Source organism: Thermostichus sp. OS-CIW-32 (genome assembly GCF_054060415.1).
Map to the genome: position 1 here is coordinate 29432 of NZ_JBSSDD010000002.1, position 20403 is coordinate 49834.

Annotated in this window: 20 protein-coding genes and 2 pseudogenes; 9 read left to right on the forward strand and 13 right to left on the reverse strand. The window is 57.7% G+C overall.

All coding sequences use genetic code 11. The features are described 5' to 3' along the window. Positions 1-66: 66 nt before the first annotated feature. From ACVWY8_RS02670 to rpsO, 4 genes are all read right to left on the reverse strand, one after another. Positions 67-2094 carry an ABC transporter ATP-binding protein/permease gene (locus tag ACVWY8_RS02670; RefSeq protein ID WP_457393262.1) on the reverse strand — a complete coding sequence of 676 codons (2028 nt, stop codon included), beginning with the start codon at positions 2092-2094 and terminating at the stop codon, positions 67-69. Positions 2095-2244: 150 nt separating this feature from the next. Then, positions 2245-3438 carry a nickel pincer cofactor biosynthesis protein LarC gene (gene larC / locus ACVWY8_RS02675; protein WP_457393260.1) on the reverse strand — a complete coding sequence of 398 codons (1194 nt, stop codon included), beginning with the start codon at positions 3436-3438 and terminating at the stop codon, positions 2245-2247. A 96-nt stretch (positions 3439-3534) separates the two neighbouring features. Further along, positions 3535-3972, reverse strand: coding sequence for a photosystem II biosynthesis protein (locus ACVWY8_RS02680; RefSeq protein ID WP_457393258.1), 438 nt, complete (start codon positions 3970-3972; stop codon positions 3535-3537). A 36-nt stretch (positions 3973-4008) separates the two neighbouring features. After that, complete coding sequence (gene rpsO, locus ACVWY8_RS02685) at positions 4009-4284, reverse strand: 30S ribosomal protein S15 (protein ID WP_011431855.1); 276 nt, start codon at positions 4282-4284, stop codon at positions 4009-4011. Positions 4285-4376: 92 nt separating this feature from the next. Here rpsO and ACVWY8_RS02690 point away from each other — a divergent pair, with 92 nt between their 5' ends. After that, complete coding sequence (locus tag ACVWY8_RS02690) at positions 4377-5072, forward strand: HEAT repeat domain-containing protein (protein WP_457393256.1); 696 nt, start codon at positions 4377-4379, stop codon at positions 5070-5072. Between the two features lie 5 nt (positions 5073-5077). Here the strand turns inward: ACVWY8_RS02690 and apcD are convergent, their stop codons facing one another. From apcD to ACVWY8_RS02710, 4 genes are all read right to left on the reverse strand, one after another. Beyond that, positions 5078-5563 (reverse strand): allophycocyanin subunit alpha-B, encoded by a 486-nt coding sequence (apcD, locus tag ACVWY8_RS02695; RefSeq protein WP_011431857.1) that lies wholly within the window; start codon positions 5561-5563, stop codon positions 5078-5080. Positions 5564-5754: 191 nt separating this feature from the next. Continuing rightward, positions 5755-7245, reverse strand: coding sequence for a type IV pilus twitching motility protein PilT (locus tag ACVWY8_RS02700; protein ID WP_457393254.1), 1491 nt, complete (start codon positions 7243-7245; stop codon positions 5755-5757). A 106-nt stretch (positions 7246-7351) separates the two neighbouring features. Beyond that, positions 7352-8041 (reverse strand): GTP cyclohydrolase I FolE, encoded by a 690-nt coding sequence (folE, locus tag ACVWY8_RS02705; RefSeq protein WP_457393252.1) that lies wholly within the window; start codon positions 8039-8041, stop codon positions 7352-7354. A 131-nt stretch (positions 8042-8172) separates the two neighbouring features. Then, positions 8173-8904, reverse strand: coding sequence for an SDR family oxidoreductase (locus ACVWY8_RS02710; RefSeq protein ID WP_457396793.1), 732 nt, complete (start codon positions 8902-8904; stop codon positions 8173-8175). Positions 8905-9145: 241 nt separating this feature from the next. Between ACVWY8_RS02710 and ACVWY8_RS02715 the strand changes: the two genes are divergently transcribed. The 5 genes from ACVWY8_RS02715 (at position 9146) to ACVWY8_RS02735 (ending at position 14224) form a co-directional block, all read left to right on the forward strand. Beyond that, positions 9146-10369 (forward strand): ABC transporter ATP-binding protein, encoded by a 1224-nt coding sequence (locus ACVWY8_RS02715; protein ID WP_457393250.1) that lies wholly within the window; start codon positions 9146-9148, stop codon positions 10367-10369. Positions 10370-10530: 161 nt separating this feature from the next. After that, positions 10531-11274 carry an NUDIX hydrolase gene (locus ACVWY8_RS02720; RefSeq protein WP_457393248.1) on the forward strand — a complete coding sequence of 248 codons (744 nt, stop codon included), beginning with the start codon at positions 10531-10533 and terminating at the stop codon, positions 11272-11274. Between the two features lie 671 nt (positions 11275-11945). Then, positions 11946-12287 (forward strand): thioredoxin, encoded by a 342-nt coding sequence (gene trxA / locus ACVWY8_RS02725; RefSeq protein WP_011431863.1) that lies wholly within the window; start codon positions 11946-11948, stop codon positions 12285-12287. Between the two features lie 114 nt (positions 12288-12401). Beyond that, positions 12402-13472, forward strand: coding sequence for an LOG family protein (locus ACVWY8_RS02730; protein ID WP_457393245.1), 1071 nt, complete (start codon positions 12402-12404; stop codon positions 13470-13472). Positions 13473-13534: 62 nt separating this feature from the next. After that, complete coding sequence (locus ACVWY8_RS02735; RefSeq protein ID WP_414422358.1) at positions 13535-14224, forward strand: phosphoribosylanthranilate isomerase; 690 nt, start codon at positions 13535-13537, stop codon at positions 14222-14224. A gap of 16 nt (positions 14225-14240) precedes the next feature. Here the strand turns inward: ACVWY8_RS02735 and ACVWY8_RS02740 are convergent, their stop codons facing one another. From ACVWY8_RS02740 to rbfA, 5 genes and pseudogenes are all read right to left on the reverse strand, one after another. Then, complete coding sequence (locus ACVWY8_RS02740) at positions 14241-14768, reverse strand: DUF4115 domain-containing protein (protein WP_457396866.1); 528 nt, start codon at positions 14766-14768, stop codon at positions 14241-14243. A 132-nt stretch (positions 14769-14900) separates the two neighbouring features. Then, a pseudogene (locus ACVWY8_RS02745) lies at positions 14901-15113 on the reverse strand (helix-turn-helix domain-containing protein); the annotation flags it as partial. Between the two features lie 110 nt (positions 15114-15223). Next, complete coding sequence (locus tag ACVWY8_RS02750) at positions 15224-16003, reverse strand: pseudouridine synthase (RefSeq protein ID WP_457393243.1); 780 nt, start codon at positions 16001-16003, stop codon at positions 15224-15226. Between the two features lie 41 nt (positions 16004-16044). Further along, the gene (locus tag ACVWY8_RS02755; protein WP_414419853.1) at positions 16045-16578 is read right to left on the reverse strand and encodes a hypothetical protein; all 534 of its coding nucleotides are present in this window, start codon (positions 16576-16578) and stop codon (positions 16045-16047) included. Positions 16579-16873: 295 nt separating this feature from the next. Beyond that, entirely contained in the window at positions 16874-17308 is a 435-nt protein-coding gene (rbfA, locus tag ACVWY8_RS02760; protein ID WP_457393241.1) for a 30S ribosome-binding factor RbfA, read from the reverse strand. A 191-nt stretch (positions 17309-17499) separates the two neighbouring features. On the opposite strand from rbfA, the gene ACVWY8_RS02765 reads away from it, so the two are divergent. The 3 genes and pseudogenes from ACVWY8_RS02765 to ACVWY8_RS02775 all read left to right on the forward strand — a co-directional run bounded on the left by ACVWY8_RS02765 (position 17500) and on the right by ACVWY8_RS02775 (position 20372). After that, positions 17500-17715, forward strand: a complete 216-nt coding sequence (locus ACVWY8_RS02765; protein ID WP_238376842.1) for a hypothetical protein — start codon at positions 17500-17502, stop codon at positions 17713-17715. Between the two features lie 122 nt (positions 17716-17837). Further along, a complete protein-coding gene (locus tag ACVWY8_RS02770) occupies positions 17838-19301 on the forward strand; it encodes a cryptochrome/photolyase family protein (protein ID WP_457393238.1) in 1464 nt (487 codons plus the stop codon). Between the two features lie 166 nt (positions 19302-19467). Beyond that, positions 19468-20372 (forward strand): annotated as a pseudogene (locus ACVWY8_RS02775) (IS630 transposase-related protein). Positions 20373-20403: the final 31 nt, after the last annotated feature.

Below are 20403 nucleotides of genomic sequence, written 5' to 3' on the forward strand. Positions count from 1 at the left end.
CTTATCCGGGTTTTGTTCCAAACCCGCAAAGCTTGTCATTTGAGTCAGCTGGAGATGTCGGCACTGCTAGCTGGCCAGGGCTAGGCGGGCACCGTACTCCTGCACCGACCACAGTTGCCAGGCACAATTCCCCTGCAGCTCCAAAACCAGGTCGTGGTAGGCCAAGAGGGTGGGGCGATGCCCAACGCTGATGTAGGTGGTGTTCAGGTGTTGCAGCTGCAGGTAGAGCAGTTTTTCGTTGGCCACATCCAGGGCGCTGGTGGCCTCGTCCAAAATGGCGTAGCGGGGCTGGGTGATCAAAATGCGGGCAAAGGCAAGACGCTGCTGTTCCCCTAGGGAGAGAGTGCTGGCCCAGTCTTTCTCCACATCAAAGCCGCCCACCCGCTCCGGCAAGTCTCCCAGGTTCACCTGGGCCAAGACTCGGATGAGATCTTCATCGGTGAGGTCTCGGCGGCGTTTGGGATAGAGCAGTTGATCCCGCAGGGATCCCAGCAGCATATAGGGTTTCTGGGGCAAAAAGAGCATCTCCTGAGTATCTGGGCGGGCGATGGATCCCTGGCCGTTGGTCCATAGGCCGGCAATGGCCCGCAACAGGGAACTTTTGCCGCTGCCGCTAACACCGACAATCAAAAGCCGCTGGCCGGCTTCCAAGGCGAAGGAGAGATCCCGCACCAGGGTTCGTTCTGAATTGGGGGTGAGCAAAGTGACGTGGTTTAGCGCCAATTGCTGGGCAATGCGAGTTTGAATGTTGCTTTCCCGAGCGCCGGTGTGGCGCAGCGCCGGATCTTCCAGAGACTCGTGAAAGGAGCCTAAGCGGTTGATCCCAGCGGCAAAACTGGAAATGCTTTGAATCTGGTTGGCCACAATGGAGAGGGCGCTCAACACCTGGCTGAAGGCAATGGTGGCTTGGGTAATGGTGCCGAAGTCTCGCACGCCGCTGAAATAAAGGGGAGCCACGATGACATAGGGCACAATGCGGGTGAAATAGTTGTAGGCGTATTGGAAAATATCGATGATGGCCTGCCAGATGATCAGCAAATTAAAATTGCGCAAGGCCGCACCAAAGCGATGCAAAATCTGCCTGAGTTCTTGATCCTCTCCCTGGTAAAAGGCGATGGACTCGGCGTTGTCGCGCACGTGCACTAAGCTGTAGCGGAAATCGGCTTCGTAGCGCAGTTGATCGAAGTTAATTTTAATCAGCTTGCGACCGGCCAAAATGGCAATGGCGGTACCGATAGTGGCATAGACCACCAGCCCCAACGCCAACGGACGAGAAATGCCGTAGAGGATGCCGGTGAAGGCGTAGAGGGTGAGAATCGAGTCGAGAATGTCCAACAGGAAGGAAAGGGTGGTGCCGGTAAAGGAGCGAACATCCTCGGAAATGCGCTGGTCGGGGTTGTCGATTTCGGTGTTGGCGGCGTTGGAATCCAGCTCGTAGTAAGCCCGCTGATCGAAGTAGCGATCCAGAAAATGATCGGTCAGCCATTCTCGCCAAAACAGCCCTAGCTTGAGGCGAGTGTAGCGGTAGATCACCAAAATCGGAATGGCTGAGATAATCAGCACTCCATAAATAATCAAAAACTGCCAGAAAGTGGGCTCTTCTTTTTGCTGCAGAGCTGTGTCGATAAACCGAAAGATAAAGCTGATCATCACGTTCAGCCGGTTTACCGTCAGCGACAGAAACAGCAAAAAGGTGAGCAGCGCCCACTGCAACCAGCGCTGGCGAAGCTGCCGCCACGCCGCCCCAAAACAAAGGCTGCTCAGAGCCAAGCTGACCGAGGCCACCCACAGCACTGGCGAGGACAAGTTTCTCTTCGTTTGCGCCACCAATCCGGCTGCCACATTGGTGAAAAACTCCGGGAATAGGGCTTGACCGACCAAAGTCACCCCAATCTCCACAAAGAACATCAGGGCAACCACAAACACCATGGCCGCTGCCAGCAAGCCCAAAAAGATCCAGCCCCCATAGCGTACTCTGGGGTAAAAGTAGGGCTGGGCCACCGTGATAAACCGATCCCACAGTTTGCGGTCAAAGTTAAATTGAGAGGCTTGGGATTCCATTGTTGTGGTCGGCGGAGAGAGCAAGATCGACATCTCCCAGGCTAGCAGGCCATGGGTGCCAATCTGTGTTCAACAGGAGCGGATTCATTGGGGGTGAAACGCGGATCCCCCTTGTCCCATCCAAACCGTCTTGGCTCTGGGTCTTGCTCACCCACACACCCCTTGCTTAAAGCCAGTGTCCCTTCAACCTTGCAACCGGTTTTGCCAAGCCGATTGGGCCGCCAGCCACACCGTCTGAACCGGCACGTGAAACTCCTGGGCGCGGGCCACACAGTCGCGAAACTCCGGCTGAGCGTTGACGATGCGGCCATGGTGGCGGGCCACTTTGATGTCGACCAAGCCGTAAGGGGTTTCCACCCGCTCGATAACCCGCTCCAGCAGGGTGCGCTGCTGTTGGAAGTGGCGAATGCCCAGGGTGGTGGTCTCCCGGAAGATGAGATCTTGACACTCCGGCACCCGATCCGGCGGACAGATGACGGTAAGCAGGATCCCCGGCCGCCCCTGTTTCATGGTGATCGGCTGGGTAAACACGTCCCAGGCCCCGAGGGCCAACAACTGCTCGCAGGTGTAGGCAACCACTTGGGGGTTGAGATCGTCAATTTGGGTCTGCAACACCGATACCGTTTCCGTTAGCTCTCCCCCATTGGCTTCCCCAATCCAGAGACGAAACACGTTGGGAATGGGCAGCTCTTGGGCACCGGCCCCACGCCCCACTTTTTCCACCCGCATCGGCGGACAGGGGCCAAACTCTTCCGCCAACGCCACAGCCAAGGCTGCTCCTGTGGGGGTCACCAGCTCGGCTTCCACCCCGTTGCTGAACACCGGCACGCGGCCCATTTCCCACAACTCGATCACCGCCGGCACCGGCACGGCCAATTTGCCATGCTCTGTGCTCACCCAGCCGCCCCCAACAGGATGGGGGGATGACAACACCCGCTCCACCTGCAGCCAATCCAGGCCAATGCAAGTGCCGACAATATCCACCAAAGCATCCACTGCCCCCACTTCGTGAAAGTGCACTTTTTCCACAGGCATCTGATGGACTTTTGCTTCCGCCTGCGCCAACTTTTCAAACACCGCCAAGCTGCGGGCCTTAATGGCTGGGGAAAGCTGGGATCCGGCGATCAAAGCCTGAATCTCCGACCAGTGCCGAGCAGGGGATCCCCCACTCTGGGATCCCAGTACCTCCACCACAGCTTGCAGAGCAGGCTGCCCACACCGCTGCACCCGGCTCACCTGCAGGCTATATTCCCCCTCGATGCCCAACGCCTGGAGCTGACGGTTGAGGTACTCCAAAGGCACCCCGCAATCCAGCAGGGCTCCTAGACACATATCGCCGGCAATGCCCGCCGCACAGTCGAAGTAGGCTATTTTCATGCTGGAGAACTGGGGGTAGCCGCTGCCGCCAGAATGGACTTGGATCCCTCTTGATTGTAGGCAGCAACCGGCCTGGAAAAGGCGACGGGAGAGCAGTTAGGCTTCCCTAGAGTCGGAAGATTCAGAAGATCGGGCAGCAGATTCCCGCCACTGTTGGATGACGTTGCCCAAATTGCGCCGAAACTCTCCAATGCCCAGCAGGGATCCCGGCTCGGGATCCCAGGAAGCCGAGAACACACCGTAGCTGATGCCCAAAAAACCAAGGCCAAACAAGGTCAGCGACTCTGCCAAGGTGAAGTAGGGGGGCAGAGCGACCACGTGGTTGGTCAAGAGATAGTAATTCACAAAAAAGCTGCTCAGACCTAGCCCAGAAGGGATCCCAGAAAACACCAGAATCCGCCGCACCATCCGCCGGCTGACCTCAGGGGGAATCACGGCAACAGGCTCCTTCTTGGCCGGCTTCTTCTCCACCTCAACAGAGGCCGAGGGGGAGCGACGGCGAAAGGTTTTGGACTGGCGGCTGAATTTGCCCACGAAGACAGATCTCCGATAGCGTTTTGGATGGGCTGCCTACTTTTTCACCCGGATGTTCAGCCGTTCGGCCAGCTCCCGGAAGCGGTCAGGAGAATGCTTGGCGATGTAGTTGAGCAAACGCTTGCGACGACCGATCATCATCAGCAGGCCGCGGCGGGAGTTGAAATCCTTCGGGTTTCTCTGAAGGTGCTGAGAGAGCTGGTTGATGCGACTGGTGAGCAGAGCCACCTGAACCTCGGCAGAACCGGTGTCGGTGTCGTGCAGTCGATAGCTCTCAATGATCTGCTGCTTCTCTTGTTGCAATAAGGCCATAAGATCAAGGGACTGGATGCACTGCTTCAAGATAATAACATCGGCTTTTCCTCCCTCGCTATGGCCGAGGAGGGTTATGGAGAGAATGGGATATGACAACAACCTCTGGGGATCCTCCGGCACTGCCCGCTTTGCTGGAGCTGTTGAACTCACAAGACTTGGGAAATCGGCTGCGCGCTGTCAACAAAGCCAGAGAACTGCCTGGGCCAGAAGCCCTGACATTGCTGCAGCGAGCGATTCACGACGAGAATGCCCGCGTCCGTTATGCTGCCATCAGCCAGATGGGCACCCTGTCTGGCGTCGATCCGAACCTACTGTTGCCCATTTTGCAGCGCTCTTTGCGAGAGGATCCGGAGTTCGATGTGCGGGCTGCTGCCGCCGCTGCCCTGGGGGATCTCAAGCAGCCACAGGCCCTGGCCGATCTCCTGGAAGCTTATCGGCGAGAAACGGAGTGGCTGGTACGGTTTAGCATCATCGCTGCCCTGGGAGAGCTGGGGAACCCTGCCGCCTTCGACACTCTGGTGGAAGCTTTGCAGGACAAGAGCGAGCTGATCACCACAGCCGCTGCCGCTGCCTTGGGCGATCTGGGGGATCCGCGGGCCATCCCCTACCTGGATCCCCTCATTGATTCCGACGACTGGCAACTGCGCTACCGCGTCTGCATTGCCCTGGCCAAGTTGGGAACAGAAGCCGCTCGCGCCGGACTGACCCGGCTGGCCCAGGATTCCCAAGAACAGGTGGCCGTACATGCCCGGGCTGCCTTGGGATCCCTGGAGATCCCCGGCTAACTGCCCTAGCTCATGGCATTGATGATGTAGTCAAAGTAAGGGGCGGCTTCAGCGGCTGCCGCCGGCTCCAACAAGCTGAGGGCAGCTTCCTTCAAAAAGACAATCGCATCGATCATGCCGGCGATGGGTACGTTGAGGGCATTGTACATTTCCCGCACCCCTATCAGGCCGATAGACTCAATCGGCTCTTTGCTGCCGGCAATAATGCCATAGGTCACCAGACGCAGATACCAGTCGTAATCTCGCAAACATTGGTTGTAGCGCTTGTCACCGTAGGCATTGCCACCGGGTTGCACGTACTCGGGCCGCTTGGCGAATAGCTGCTTCTGGGCCTGGTCGATGATGCGCTTTTTGTTTTCTGCTAACACCTGAGCGATTTGCAAGCGCCTCTCGCCGGTGGTCATGTAATTCCTGATGGCTTCCAGTTCGCTAACTGAGAGGTAACGCAGCTGGTCATCCGCGGTCTCGATGATCTGGTTGATCACGCTCACGGTAGGGATTCTCCTGTTTTCTAACTTGCTTTCAATTCGGTTCATCAATTCGCAACCCATCCCCCCAGCCCAAGGTCGGCCCAAGAGATGAGCAGGTAGCTCGGCAAGCCAGCGCCGCCGGCTGCTCCCAGTTTAGGATAGGGCAAACCTTCCCTCAAGCACTTTGGCGTGACTCCATCTCGAGACTGGCCCTAGATCCGGCCTCGCAGCCATTGGGCCATCTCATTGCGGCGTGGGGCAGCCTCCAGACACACCTCTTCGGTAATCCGCCCCTCTTGGTAAAGCCTAAACAGAGACTGATTCATCGTACACATGCCCTCATAGGAGCCGTCGGCGATCAGTTCCTCAATTTCGTCCACCGCCCCCCGCTTGATGTAGTCCCGAATGGCATCGGTGTTGCGCATGATCTCGTGGGCCGCAGCTCGCTTGCCATCGGTGGTGCGCACCAGGGTTTGAGCGATGATCGCCACCAGGGTTTCTGCCAGCTGCAGGCGCATCGGCTCCTGTTCCTCCGGCTTGTAAATCCCCAGCAAACGCTCGATGGTGCGGACGGCGCTGTTGGTGTGCAGGGTTCCAAAGACCAAGTGGCCCGTCTGGCCGGCCTTCAGGGCAATATCCACTGTCTCTCGATCCCGCATCTCCCCAATCAGGATGATGTCCGGATCTTCCCGCAGAGAGGCTTTCAGGGCATTGGCAAATTCCAGGGTGTGGATCCCGACCTCCCGCTGCCGCACCATCGATTTCTTGCTCTGGTGGACGAACTCGATGGGATCCTCAATGGAAATGATGTGTTTGGGAAAGTTGGAATTGATGTAGTCCACCATCGCTGCCAAGGTTGTGGACTTACCGGATCCGGTGGGGCCGGTCACCAAAACCAAGCCTTTGTGCTCCTCGGCAATGCGCTTTAGCACTTCCGGTGCCCGCAACTGCTCCAGCGTCAAAATTTTCAACGGGATCAGACGCATCACCATAGCCGGGCCAAGCAGGGAAACAAAGCAGTTGACCCGACACCGCACCAAACCCTCGTACTGGATGGCAGTATCCAGTTCCAAACATTCCTCAAACTGGCGAATTTGGCTCTCCGGCAGGCTTTCCCGCAGCCAGCCATAGAACATCTCGGTGGTGGTGACCGGGTAGTTGGTCAAAAGCATTTGCCCCCGATCCCGAAAGCGGGGCACTTCTCCTACCCCCAAATGAATATCTGAGTAGCCTTTGTCATAGGCTTCCTGCACCAGTTGGCGCAGGGTCAGGCCCGCAGGAGCAGCTGGAGCCACTGGGATCCGACCGGCAGCCGTTGGGCGAGCTGGTGGCGCAAAAGGCGGAGCGGCAGGATTGGGGCTGGGCGGCGGCACTGGAGGCCGAGCAGCAGCCGGGGTGGGCGGGGGCATCTGAGGAGAAGCGGCAGAGCCCGGCACAGGCACCGGTACCTGAGGGGGAGCGACAGCCACACCAGGCGGAAGGGGCCGACCCAGAATGGGGTTGGGGGGGTTTTTGGCATTGGCAGGCCGGGATCCCGTCCCTTGGGAGGCTGAACCGAGCACTGGATCCAGTTGCGTTGGGGGCTCCACCGGGGGCACCGGAGCAGCCGGACGAGACGGACGCTGCATGACCGGCGGAGCCGGGGGCTTCCAATCGGAGTCCAAATCGGTGGGAAACTGGTTTTCGGGGCTGACCTCGCTCATGACAAGCCTCGCTTCTGGCAGGGTTTGAGTCAATCTTAGGCTAGTATTCCCAGCCTGAGCAGAGGGTTAACTCAACCCAACCACCGGCAAAGCTCCGGGAAGCTCCCTAAAAATTGGACGGATGGCGAATGAGACTCAGAAACTCTTCGCGGGTACGGGGATCCTCCTGAAACACCCCCACCATCGAGCTGGTGACCGTCCAGGAGCCGGCCTTTTGTACCCCCCGCATCACCATGCACATGTGGGTAGCCTCGATAACCACCCCCACCCCGTAGGGATCCAGCACCTCCATCAAGGCCTCAGCAATTTGCCGTGTCAGGCGTTCCTGAACCTGCAGGCGGCGGGAGTACATCTCGACGATACGGGCAATTTTGCTTAGGCCCACCACCTTTTGCTTGGGGATGTAGGCCACATGGGCTTTGCCGATAAAGGGCAGCAGATGGTGCTCGCACAGGCTAAACAGAGACACATCCCGCAACAGCACCATCTCGTCATGGCCCTCATCAAAGATGGCACTGTTCAGTAGCTCCTCCAAAGACTGCCGATACCCACTGGTCAAAAACTTCAAAGCCGCAACCACTCGTTGCGGGGTTTTTCGCAGCCCCTCCCGTTGGGGATCCTCCCCGATCCCCCGCAGCAGCGTCTCCACCGCCGCCACCATAGCCGGATCTGAGACATCCAAGCTACCCAATTCTTCTTCCGCAAAAGTGGCTCGATCTCGAATCACCCGAGACTTGAAATGGGCTTTGTCATCCATTCGAGATTGCGAGCCAGATCCGGGTTTCGCAAGGGTCATAGCAGGATATTCCTTGGTTAACGAAAGGCTAAGAGAACTCGGTGCATGCAACTCAGCTCAGGTGGCATCCAGTCAAAGGCTGCGATAGCCAAAACCCTCCCAAGTCACGGGCAACCCCAAACCAGCCAGGTCTAAAAGGCTCCCACCGCAGGCATGAAGGTGAGATCTTCCACCACCGCACCTGTGGGCAACCGAACAATATAGGTAATCAAATCGGCTACCCATTCCGGCGAGAGCATTTTGGAACGGTCGAAGTTGACCCCTACCGTGCCCGTATCCCAGAGGGACGTGTCCACGGCACCAGGGCACAGGCTGGTGACCCGAATGCCATGCTGTCGTTCCTCTTCGGCCAAAGCTTGAGAAAAGCCCATTAGGCCGAACTTGCTGGCACAGTAAGCTCCCCAGTTGGGAAAAGCTCGCTTGCCCGCAATCGAGATGACGTTGACAATCGTGCCGCAGCGCTGCCGGCGCATTCCGGGAAGTACGGCTTGGGCACACAGAAAAGCTGCCGTCAAGTTCAAGTCGATCACTCGCTGCCACTCCGACAAAGGTAAGGTGGCCAAAGGGCCAACGTGGGCCATGCCCGCATTATTGACCAAGACATCGCAGACGCCAAATCGATCCAGGAGAGCCTGCAACTGCTGGGGCAGAGCTGCTAAGTCGGCCAAGTCCATGGGAAAAACCGCTGCCTTACCCCCCTGGTCTTGGATTTGGGCCTGCACCGCTAGCAGATCAGGTTGGGAGCGGGCCACCAGAGCCACCGCTATCCCTTGTCGGGCTAGGGCTAGGGCTACCGCTCTGCCGATCCCTCGACTGGCCCCTGTAATCAGAGCACGTTCGGGAAACTTTGTCTCAAAACTCATTTACAACAAGCCTCTGGCGTGCGCCACACAAGCAAGCGCCACCCAACCTGAGAAACTTCCTTAACTAAGTGTAACACTGATTTTCCATCGCTTCCCTTGGAATCAGGGTAGGGCGCAGAGACCTCAGCCTGTCTTGCTCAAGATCCGTCCGCTGGCTGTTGAACCTCGATCCGGCTAGGTGGGGTCTGGGAGTATGGTAGTGTGGTAAGAATGGTGAAAATCTTTTGCAACAACAACCGTCATGGCTGAGTCTTTGTTTTCTCCAAGCCCCACTGCCGCGCGGGAGGATCCCTCCTACATCCTTCAGCTTGAGGGCATCAGCAAGGGGTTTCCCGGCCAGCGGCAGTTGGTTTTGCGGGAAGTCGAGTTTCGCCTGCCCCAAGGAGACATCCTCAGCATTGTGGGCCCATCAGGTTGTGGGAAAACCACCTTATTGCGCACCATTGCCGGATTTGAGCAGCCGGATAGCGGGCGGATCCTGCTGGGGGGGCAGGTTGTGGCCGGGGAGGGGCAGTGGATCCCACCGGAGCGACGGGGAGTGGGGCTGGTGTTTCAGGATTTTGCCCTGTTTCCCCACTTGAACGTGTTGGCCAATGTGATGTTTGGCCTCCGACCCACTACCCCGTTTGCGTCGGCGGCAGGGGGTGGCAATCGCTCCTCCTCAACTGAGTTGCGAGCTGAGTTGCGAGGCGCTGCCCAACAGGCGCGGGAACGCGCTTACGAGGTGTTGCGGTTGGTGGGCCTGGAAGACTACACCCATCGTTATCCCCACGAGCTTTCGGGCGGGCAGCAGCAGCGGGTGGCTTTGGCGCGGGCTTTGGCCCCCAGGCCTAGCTTGATCCTGTTGGATGAGCCGCTGAGCAATTTGGATGTGCAGGTGCGCTACTACCTGCGGGAAGAAATCCGCAAAATCCTCAAGCAAACCCAGACCTCGGCCATTTTTGTCACCCACGACCAAGAGGAGGCTCTCTGCCTCTCCGACTGGGTGGCGGTGATGCGGGAAGGCCGTATTGAGCAATGGGGATCCCCGGAGGAGGTTTACCGGGAGCCGGCTACTCGCTTCGTGGCAGAGTTTATTACCCAGGCCAACTTTCTGCGCTGTGAGCGGCGGGAGTTTGGTTGGCAGGCTGAAGAGCTGCTGCACATCCCATTCCAGGCTTTGAGGGATCAGCCCGACCCCAGCTTGCGCTGCGCAGAGTTGATGGTTCGCCAGGAGGAGTTGCATTTGCACCCTGATCCTCAGGGAGGCATTGTCATTCGGGATCGACAGTTTTTGGGGCGAGAGTACCGCTATTCCCTGATCACAGCAGCCGGCAAAGAATTGCACGCCCTAGCCCGGGAAGCCCTGCCTGTGGGCGCGCGGGTTCACATTGCTGTTGGGCAAGGTCGGCTGTTCCCCCTCGCTGAGGGGTCCTCCGTGGCTGAAAAAGAGCCAAATCGCGCAAAAAGTAAAAGTGTTGCCTGAGTCGGGGTTCTTTTGCACACCTTTAGCAACCCATCTTCCCCGCGACACGAAAGCCTTCGCCCCAGATAGGGCTTAGACTGGCAAGACGGTGGTCCAGGCTGGTAGCTCCCTCTGGAGGGACAAACTGGGTAGGCTGTTGGTGGAGGATTCAGTGCCAAGCTATGCAGGGATCCCGCATCGTGGCAGGCCCATCGGAGAACCGGATCGCCTTGGCGGAGTTCCGGGTGGGCGTGGATGCGGTCATTTTCTCCATCGACACTGAGCAGAATCGCCTCCTGGTGCTGCTGGTGCGGCGGCGGGAGGATCCCTTCCGCGGTTGCTGGGCTCTGCCGGGAACGCTGGTGCGGCGCTCAGAATCCTTGGAAGCAGCGGCTTATCGCATCTTGGCCGAGAAGATTCGTGTTAGGAACCTCTATCTGGAGCAGCTCTACACCTTTGGGGGGCCGGAACGGGATCCCCGTGAGGCCGAGGATGGCTATGGGGTGCGCTACCTGTCGGTCAGCTACTTTGCCCTGGTGCGGTTCCAGGATGCTGAATTGCTGGCAGACGGAGTGGAGGGCATTGCCTGGTATCCCGCCGACCAGATTCCCCCTTTGGCCTTTGACCACGAAGAGATTTGCCGCTATGCCCGCCGTCGCCTCTGCGCCAAGTTGGAGTACAGCCCGATTGCCTTTGACATTTTGCCCGCCACCTTCACGCTAGGGGAGGTCTATCAGCTCTACGGCACCGTTTTGGGCGAGGGGTTCTCCGACTACTCCAATTTTCGCGCCCGCCTACTGAAACTGGGTATCTTGCAAGATACCGGCCAGAAAAGTTCCCAAGGAACAGGCAGACCGGCAACCCTCTACCGTTTTGATGCGGCTGCTTTCGAGAAAATCCGTCATAAGCCGATGGTGTTTGTCTGAAGGCCGTCTGAGGGATCCCAGCTCGCCAAGGCCAAGCTGGCCGGATCGGTTGGTATAGATTGGCTTTTATTCAAAGGGAGTTCCATACATGACCACCTAGACAAAGGTTTATGCCTTGATCATGGTCATTTCAAGTTAGGCTGAGACACTTCCCAACTACTCCGCGTCGCTTCCACAACTATCCTCAACCCCTCTTCCAATGGAACAGTTTCATTCCTCGTTAAAATGACTACAGTCGTTTCAGGTTAGGGTGAGACGCCTAGGCTACTGAGAAAAGCTTTCTAGCCCTTTGCATTATTGCTCCGCAACGCTGACGCGACCAAGGTTTTAGGTGTGGGTGCAGTGTCCTAGTTTGAATCAAAGTGACCATATAGGATAGGAGCAGCCTGGTCATGACGCACTCAACTATCCCGGGAACCTTGCCAAGACAAATCTTTTGATGGATGCCGTAGAAGCCTGCTTCAGCACGGCTCAGATGCTTTCGGTGCCGTCCCCAAACTGCCTAGCGCTGCGGTTGGCTGAGCGAAGGTCTCAGGCCGGGATCCCAAGGGACAGTTCCTTTGGCGAACGCTCCGTGTAGTAGCAATGGAACAGGCTGAGGTCACCAGCAGCCTGGGGGCTGTGCTAAGATCAGAGACCGTGACAGGTGTTGTTTCAGGAGTTATCCAGGCATGTCTGCAGCAATAGATATCGCTGATGCCACCTTTGAGGCAGAGGTGCTGCGCAGCGATATTCCAGTTCTGGTTGATTTTTGGGCACCTTGGTGTGGCCCCTGTCGGATGGTGGCTCCTGTGGTTCAGGAGATAGCTGAGCAGTATGTTGGCAAAGTTAAGGTTGTAAAAATCAACACCGACGAGAACCCTCAAACTGCCAGCCAGTACGGCATTCGCAGCATTCCCACCCTGATGTTGTTCAAGGGCGGCCAGAAAGTGGATGTGGTGGTTGGCGCCGTACCCAAGGCAACTCTAACCACGATCCTGGAAAAGCACTTCGACACACCTGCCGAAGCCTGAGGGCTATGCCTTGGGTGTTTCAGAGTGTAACTTTTGGGTTCTGGATTAGAACCCAGCTGCCATTTTGTGCCGAGAACTGATTAAAGTAATTCCAGAGAACTTTAGGATCCCAGCTTGACCGATTCCGTTTCTTCCCTTCTGCGAGAGGTTTTTTCCAACGCTGAGACTCGCCTAAAGCAGTTGGAGCATCACCCCAACCGGACAGCCTGGCTGCGTATTGTGCAGTCGCTGCAGCGCATGGGATCCCTAGAGCTGAGCCGTTTGGATGCCAAGATCTTGGCGGCCACTCTTGAGGATCTGGAGCAGGGGTTTGCCGCCTTCCAAAACTACGCTCATCAACGCAAGATCACCGTTTTCGGGTCGGCACGGCTAGGGCCAGAAAGTCCCGAATATCGCCAGGCCCAGTTGTTCGCCCACTGCATCAGTCAACGGGGGTTCATGGTGATGACGGGGGGCGGCAGCGGCATCATGGAAGCCGGCAATCGAGGGGCAGGGCTGGAAAACTCTTTTGGGCTCAATATCCAGCTTCCCTTCGAGCAAATGGCCAATCCCGTTATTGCTGCCAGCGATCGGGTCATCAACTTCAAGTATTTCTTTTCGCGCAAGCTCTTTTTTGTTAAAGAAACCGACGCGCTGGTGCTTTTTCCCGGCGGTTTCGGCACTCAGGATGAAGCCTTTGAATGCCTAACCCTGATGCAAACCGGCAAAACCAAGCTCATGCCCTTGGTGCTGGTGGACAGAACAGGTGGCTGCTACTGGAAAGAATGGGACGAATACGTGCGGGAGCACCTGCTCGGTCGCGGCCTGATCAGCCCAGAGGATCTCTTTCTCTACACCCTAACCGACGATGTGGGAGATGCCTGTCAGCAGATTGTCGATTTTTATCGCGTCTTTCACAGCAATCGCTACGTGCGGGAGCTCCTGGTTTTGCGCTTGAACACCAGACTCTCACCGGAAGCCCTAGAGATTTTAAACGAAGAGTTTGCCGACATTCTCGATTCGGGCCGGATCGAGCAAACTGGGGCCTTGCCGGAGGAAGCCGAGGAAGATATTGCCCATCTGCCACGGCTGGTGATGCACTTCAACCAGCGCAACTTTGGACGGCTATGGCAAATGGTGCGCCGGATCAACAAGCTTCACCCGGAACAGCCGGATCCTCTGCAAATGCGCCCTGAACAAAAGTAGATGTATCAGCGCTCTCAGAACCATCCAAGAACCAGCAGCCAATTGTTTTGGTGGTGCTCCCAATGGGCCGGTTGTTTGTCAAAATCTGCGGCATCACCCGTCAGGATCAGGCGGAGGCCATCGCCGCGCTGGGGGTGAGTGCCCTTGGGTTCATCGCGGTGCCCAATACCCCCCGCTATTTGCCCCTCTCGGAAATGGCCCGTTGGGTGGGATCCCTGCCCGGCCCTGTGGAAAAGGTGGGGGTCTTCCTGGATCAGGATCCCCGCGCCATCGCCGCCTGGGTGGAAACGGTGGGCCTCACGGCTGTCCAGTTGCATGGCCAAGAATCCCCGCAAGATTGTCAGCAATTGGGGGAATGGCTTCCCGGGATCCGCCGCATCAAGGCCCTGCGCGTCCGCCAGCCGCAAGATCTGGAAGTGGCCAATCTCTACCGAGACTGTGTGGAGATGCTGCTTTTGGATGCTTATCACCCCCAACAGGCGGGTGGAACGGGGCGAACTCTGAATTGGTCAGAACTTGCCCACCGCTCCCTGCCCTTGCCTTGGCTACTGGCTGGTGGGCTGAACCCGGACAATGTTCTGCAGGCGCTCAGCCACCTGCAGCCAAGCGGCATCGACCTCTCCAGTGGTGTGGAACGTCGGCCAGGCGATAAAGACATCGACAAAGTCCGGCACCTGCTGCAGCAGCTTGGCTCCCAAGGGTGGGAGATTGCTCCTACTCTGCCGCCGATAACGCCAAGCGCAACGGGATGATCATTTGGCTGGGTTCCTACTGCAGCGACTGAATATCCAACCCCGGCTCGAACATCAGCTCTTTCACTTCCCCAAATCGGCCCATCACTCCAAGCTCCCGGTCGTTAAAGGTCACCAACACACCGCCCGCATTGCCGGTACGCAACACGATTGACTGCTCCGCTTCCCAATTCAACTCGGCCCCTGGCTGTAAGGTGGCCTCAAAAACCGTTTGCCCATCGGCGATGACCCGCAACCAGGAAGGGCGCTCCACAACGCGAATATCCAGACGCACCGGCTTGCGCCCCGCCCCCCCTGAGTGAGCATCCAAGACCTCGGGGAAGACGCCCTGAATGCGCGTCCATTGGTCGAGGGTGGGAAACAGTTGGCGGGCCGTGGGCTGAGCTGCCGACAGAGTGGGATCCGGGGAGTTGGCAGCAGGCGGTTGCTGGCCGGATCCCTCCCGACTGACCGTTGACAGGCTCACCAGCCAACGCCCAAAGGGATTGCCTGTGCCTTCCAAAAGAGCCGACAATCCCCCCACCGTCAGCACAATCAGCACCACATAAGCGGCCCAAAGGTGGAGAGGGCGCAGGGCAAAGGCAGGTTGCTGGCCGACAACGGCAAGAGGAGCTGGCGCGCGGGGGGTTTTGGCCGATAAAAGCGGAGAGGCACGCCGAGAGAGGGTTTCGCCATCCAACCCCAAATAGTCGGCATAGCGCTTGAGAAACCCTTGCACATACACCGGCTCCGGTAACCGGCTCAAGTCAGCTTCCTCCAGCGCCTGCAGATATTGGCAGCGAATGAAGGTATCGTTAGCTACTTCTGTCAACGTCAGTCCCCGTGCCTCCCGTGTTTGCCGCAACAGGGATCCCAGGGCTTCTAAAGAGTGTGCTGGCTCTTGCATCATTTGGCCACCTGCGGAAGAAAGGAGGCTACTGTGAGAGTTTGCACTCAGTTAGAGGCTCTGACGAGCTAATCGCGTGAGCGGGCCGGAGGCCTTAGAGGGCGCTTCCCGAGCTAGGATGAGCTGCTGTGCCCGGTGAGAGGGGCCAGCAAAGCTTGGAGCTCATGGGGATCCAACTGGCGGAACTGGCCTGCTTTCAGGTTGCCCAAGCCCAGTGGGCCAATGGCTTCCCGATGTAAGCTGAGCACCGGATGCCCAAGACGCTCCGCCACCCGCCGAATTTGCCGGTTGCGTCCCTCAAACAACACCACCCTCAGCCAGGAGCAATTGGGATGCTCCCTTTGCCGGAAATCCGGGGCAGGACAAAACTCCACCTCCGCCGGCAGAGTGGTGTACCCCTCTAAGTCTACTCCGTCTCGCCAATGTTGCAGAGTGGCCTGACTCGGATGCCCTTGTACCTGTACCCGGTAGGTTTTGGGCAGATGATAGCGCGGATGGGTCAGCTTCAAGGTCAAGTCGCCATCATTGGTGAGCAGCAAAGCGCCACTGCTGTCCGCATCCAGCCGGCCCACCGGGTAGAGGCGGGTTTGCCGTTTCCAAGATGGGGGGAGCAGATCCAGCACCGTCTTGCGTCCCCAAGGATCTGCACAGGTTGACAAAACCCCCACTGGCTTGTGCAGGAGCAAAACATAGCGCGCCGGATCCTTGGCCAAAGGGATCACTTGCCCATTCACCTCGATGCAATCCCGCTCTGGGTCGGCTTTGGAGCCCAGCTCAGTGACCACCTTCCCATTGACCCGAACGCGCCCGGCCAGGATCCAGGCTTCCACCTGGCGACGCGAGGCCAATCCCTGCTGAGCCAAGAGCTTCTGTAGCCGTTGGGGTTCTGCCATGGGGATTTGAACAGCAAAAGCAGCAACCGAAGCTGGGGGTGCTAGGCGGCAGAGCCTGGGGCCTCCGGCCCGCTTACGTGAACGGGGTTGGAGAGCCGGTCGGACACACCAGCAGAATTGGAGGGCAACAGCAGCATCTCCGACTGAGACTCTGAGTTTCCTCCTAGAGAATAGCTGAGGCCACAGTCGAACTCTTCTGCCAGCCGACAGACTTCCTTGAGATCTCCCACCGACCAAATGCTCCAACTGCTGCGAATTTGGTTATCCACCCACACTTCCACGCGATTGCCTTCGATGTGCATGATGCGCTTGGGCTTGGCTTCTGAAGGGCAACCTGCAGGCTCGGCCAAGGCCTCCGGCCCGCTCACGCGAAGGGAAGATTTTTGCCTCAAGGCCCCCAGAGCCGCCATGAGCTGCGGCAGAGCCAGCAAAAGGTGCTGAGTGGCCTGTTGGGGTTGCCCTTTCAAGCAGGAAACCAAAGCTTCGGCAACACTCTGGTTTAGGGCCTGCAGAGCTTGGAGTGGAGTAGCACCCCCTAGAGAGGGATCCGGTTGCAGTGGGCTTTGAACATCCATGAAAAGGCAGGAAAGGCATGGACAGCAACCTTACAGCCCTTTCGCAGGTTGACCACAACAACGCCGCTGCCCTTTGGAGCAGAGCGCTCTGGTTTGCGCAAGTGTGCCGCAGACATGGAGTCCTGTACGGATAGACGATCGGGGGAAGGGCTGTATAGCTCCCTTAAGCCTAACAAATCCAAAAACTTCAGGGCCCGCTTACGCGACACGAACGGTAAAAAATCTTTCTTCCATGTTGTCCGCATTGCTGCAAAGCAAAGGCCTCTCTATCTGGTCTGCTTAGCCATCGGTGCAATTATTCACCGCCCGATGGGTTTTCTTCGCCCTCGGCGGTGTCCTCAACCCCAGCTTGGGATCCCTCCGGTTCCTGGGCCTCAAAGGTCGGTCTCAGTTGGTTGAGCAGGGCCAAAACGCGGGATCCCCGCTCCAAAGAGCGATCCTGCAAAAACACCACCGTTGGCACCCGTCGCAGGCTGAGGCGCTGGCCGATTTCCCGCCGCACAAAGGGTGTGGCCGCTGCTAGCCCTTCCATAGCTCGGTGTTGAGCTGTCTCATCCCCATAAATGCTGACGAAGATGCGGGCGTTTTGCAGGTCATTGGAAACCTCGACATCCACAATGCTGACCATCCCTGCCCCAACCCGGTCATCTTTGATCTCCGAGAGCAGGATTTGGCTGACCTCTCGTTTGATCAGCTCTGCTACCCGTGCCACCCGTCGCGCTGTCGCCATTTTTAGATACCTAGGCTAACATCATCCGCAAGCCTGCTCTGGCTGGTGTGGAGCTCAGCCCTTGCCGGCTCGATCCCAAGAACAGTAGCCAATGCTACGAGCATCTCTTCCTTCCACCTTTATCCTGAGTCCATGTCCATCTTGCCTTGAGTATGTATACCTAAAGCCATCGATGGATGGATGGAGACGTGATGATCAAGACGCCAGAGGCGCTGCGGCGCTCCATTGAGCAGTTTATGCTGAATGTGACGGAGCCGCTTGACCCGTTGCTCTCGCTGAAGCTGACTCAGCTGGTGGTGATGTTGGGGGATACAGCTTACGCGATGGGATACAGCGATGGCCAGCAAAAGCCAGAGGAGCGCTGCCGCTATTGTCCCAGTCGGGTGTTCGACAGTCTAGAGCTTTGATAGGGTTCTTCAAGGTTCTTTAGAATGTAGCTTCTGGCCGCCCCGGCTCCCAGCCTTGGGGGGAGTGAGTTGAAAGGGGCGGTGGCAACCGGCCAAGATGGGATCCCATTGCTTGGCAGCCTATGACTTCCCCCGTTTTGCTTTGGCATCGTCGCGATCTGCGGTTAGGGGACAACACAGCTCTTCATGAGGCAGCCCAGCGCAGCTCTCAGGTGGTGCCTGTCTTCATTTTCGACCCGCAGATGCTGAGACGGTCGGACATGGCCCCAGCTAGGGTGGCCTTTTTGCTTCAGGCTCTGCAAGAGCTCCAAGAGCGCTACGCCCAGATGGGGATCCCACTGATCTGGCGGCTGGGGGATCCCTCGGTGGAGTTGCGGTGCTTGGCCACAGACCTGGGAGCCAGGGCCGTGTTTTGGAATGCCGATGGGGAGCCGTTCGCCCTACAGCAAGAGAGTCGAGTGCAGGCCAGTTTGGCCGCAGCCGGGATCCAGTCCTTCTCCTACCAAGATATGCTGCTGCACGGGCCGGGGGAAGTGTTGACCCAGGCGGGGGAGCCCTATTCGGTCTTCACTCCCTTCTGGCGCAGGTGGGCGAGCTTGCCCAAGCGGGATCCCTACCCAACCCCCGAGGGTCTGCAGCCGGTATCGGGACTAAAAGCGCAGCCTCTACCGACTTTGGCAGATTTGGGCTTTGTCTGCGACCAGCGGATCCCGGCAGCGGGGGAAGCAGCGGCTCAAGCCCTTTTGGAAGACTTTTGTCAGGGTTTGCGCATTTTGGACTACGAGCGAGCCCGCAACTTCCCGGCTGAGCCGGGCACTTCTCTACTGAGCCCCCACTTGTGCTGGGGAACGATCGGCATTCGCCAGGTGTGGCAAGCCACGCGGGAGGTGGAAGCCGAGGTGCGCAGCCAAGAGGCCGAAAGCAGCTTGCAAACTTGGCGGCAGGAGCTGTGCTGGCGAGAGTTTTACAAGCATGTCTTGGCCCACTGGCCCCACGTGGAAACCGGAGCCTATCGACGAGCCTTCGACGCCCTGGAGTGGGACAATCGGCAGGACTGGTTTCAGGCTTGGTGTGCGGGGCAGACGGGCTACCCCATCGTGGATGCGGCCATGCGCCAACTGAACGAAACTGGCTGGATGCACAACCGCTGCCGCATGATTGTAGCCAGCTTTTTAACCAAGGATCTGCTCATCGATTGGCGCTGGGGAGAACGCTACTTTATGCAAAAGCTAGTGGATGGGGATCTGGCGGCCAATAACGGCGGTTGGCAGTGGAGCGCCAGTGTGGGCACGGATCCCAAGCCCCTGCGCATCTTCAACCCGGCCACGCAAGCAGCCCGCTATGACCCGGAAGGAGAGTACATCCGTCGCTATCTGCCGGAGCTGGCACGGCTGGATACGCCGGCTCTGCTGTGGGTGGGAGATGACCCCAAGGGAGCCTGGGCTTTGCGGGAACGGCGAAGTTGTGGCTATCCGGATCCCATTGTGGATCACAAGGTGCAGCAGCAGGCGTTCAAACGGCGCTACCAGGCGGTGCAGCAGGCCTACTCTAGGTCTGTTCGAGACGGTCTCCCCCCTCCTTCCTAGTCCTCTGTGCCGCTGCCCCCTCTCTCGACGACGGCAGACAAAAGGCAAGACAGGTGCCATTTGAAATGACCACAAAGCAGGTCTGTGTAGTTGTAGTCAATTCAGTTGACAATGAGACGATGTTAAAGGCAAGATGACGTGGGGGTAGACCTCAGGAGGAAGCTTCATGACCTATAGCTTAGACCTGAGAGAGAGAGTCGTAGGGTATGTCCAGGAAGGGGGCAGCCCCACTGCAGCTGCACAGATGTACAAAGTCAGTCGTGCAACGGTTTATCGCTGGCTGAACCGAGAAGACCTGAGGCCGACAAAAGTCAAGACTCGGAAGCGAAAGATAGACTTGGTCGCTCTGCAGCAAGACGTAGAACAGTACCCAGAAGCTCGACTGAAGGATAGAGCCCAGAGGTTTGGCGTCCATCCCAGCGCTATTTACTATGCTCTTAGGAAGATGAAAACAACGCGAAAAAAAAGAGTTAAGGCACCGAGAGCGGGATTGGCAAGAGAGAATCCAAGAGAGAATCAACGACTCTAGGGTCTTGAGGGAGTTGGTTCAGAAGTATGGAAGTGAGAGTTTAGCTTACAATGGGCTCTGCACCGCTGACGCGAATGATGAGAGAATGACGAGACAGGGTTTGGGGAGATACGCACCTGTTTTATGCTTGGCCAAAGAGAGGGGAGAAAGTTTATGGGAAGAGAGAGAGCTGAGTAGCCGGTAGGAGGAAGGAGAGAGGGGGTTTGATAGCCCCGACGCTTTTTCAAGTAGCTCGAATGCGGAAGAATTTGAGGGACACTAAATGCCGAGTTTGGAGAGGACATCTGTATTGACTCTGGGCAATGGGCCGATTCAAAGGCCTAGGGCCTGCTCGGCGAACGGAAGGGAAGGATAAAGGATTTGATGAAAGCGGCAGGGCAGGAGGTGGTTTTTTGCTGAGGCCCTCGCCAGACTTGAATGAGATTGAGGGTGACTTTAGTGCTCTCAAGAGGGCAAGGATGCATGCTGATAGAGGAACTTCTGTGGATGAAGTGATAAGGCCTGCGATCCGCTGTTGCAGACGGAACTGTTGTACTGGCTAGCGTCTCATTGTTATTTGGATTGACTATGGCG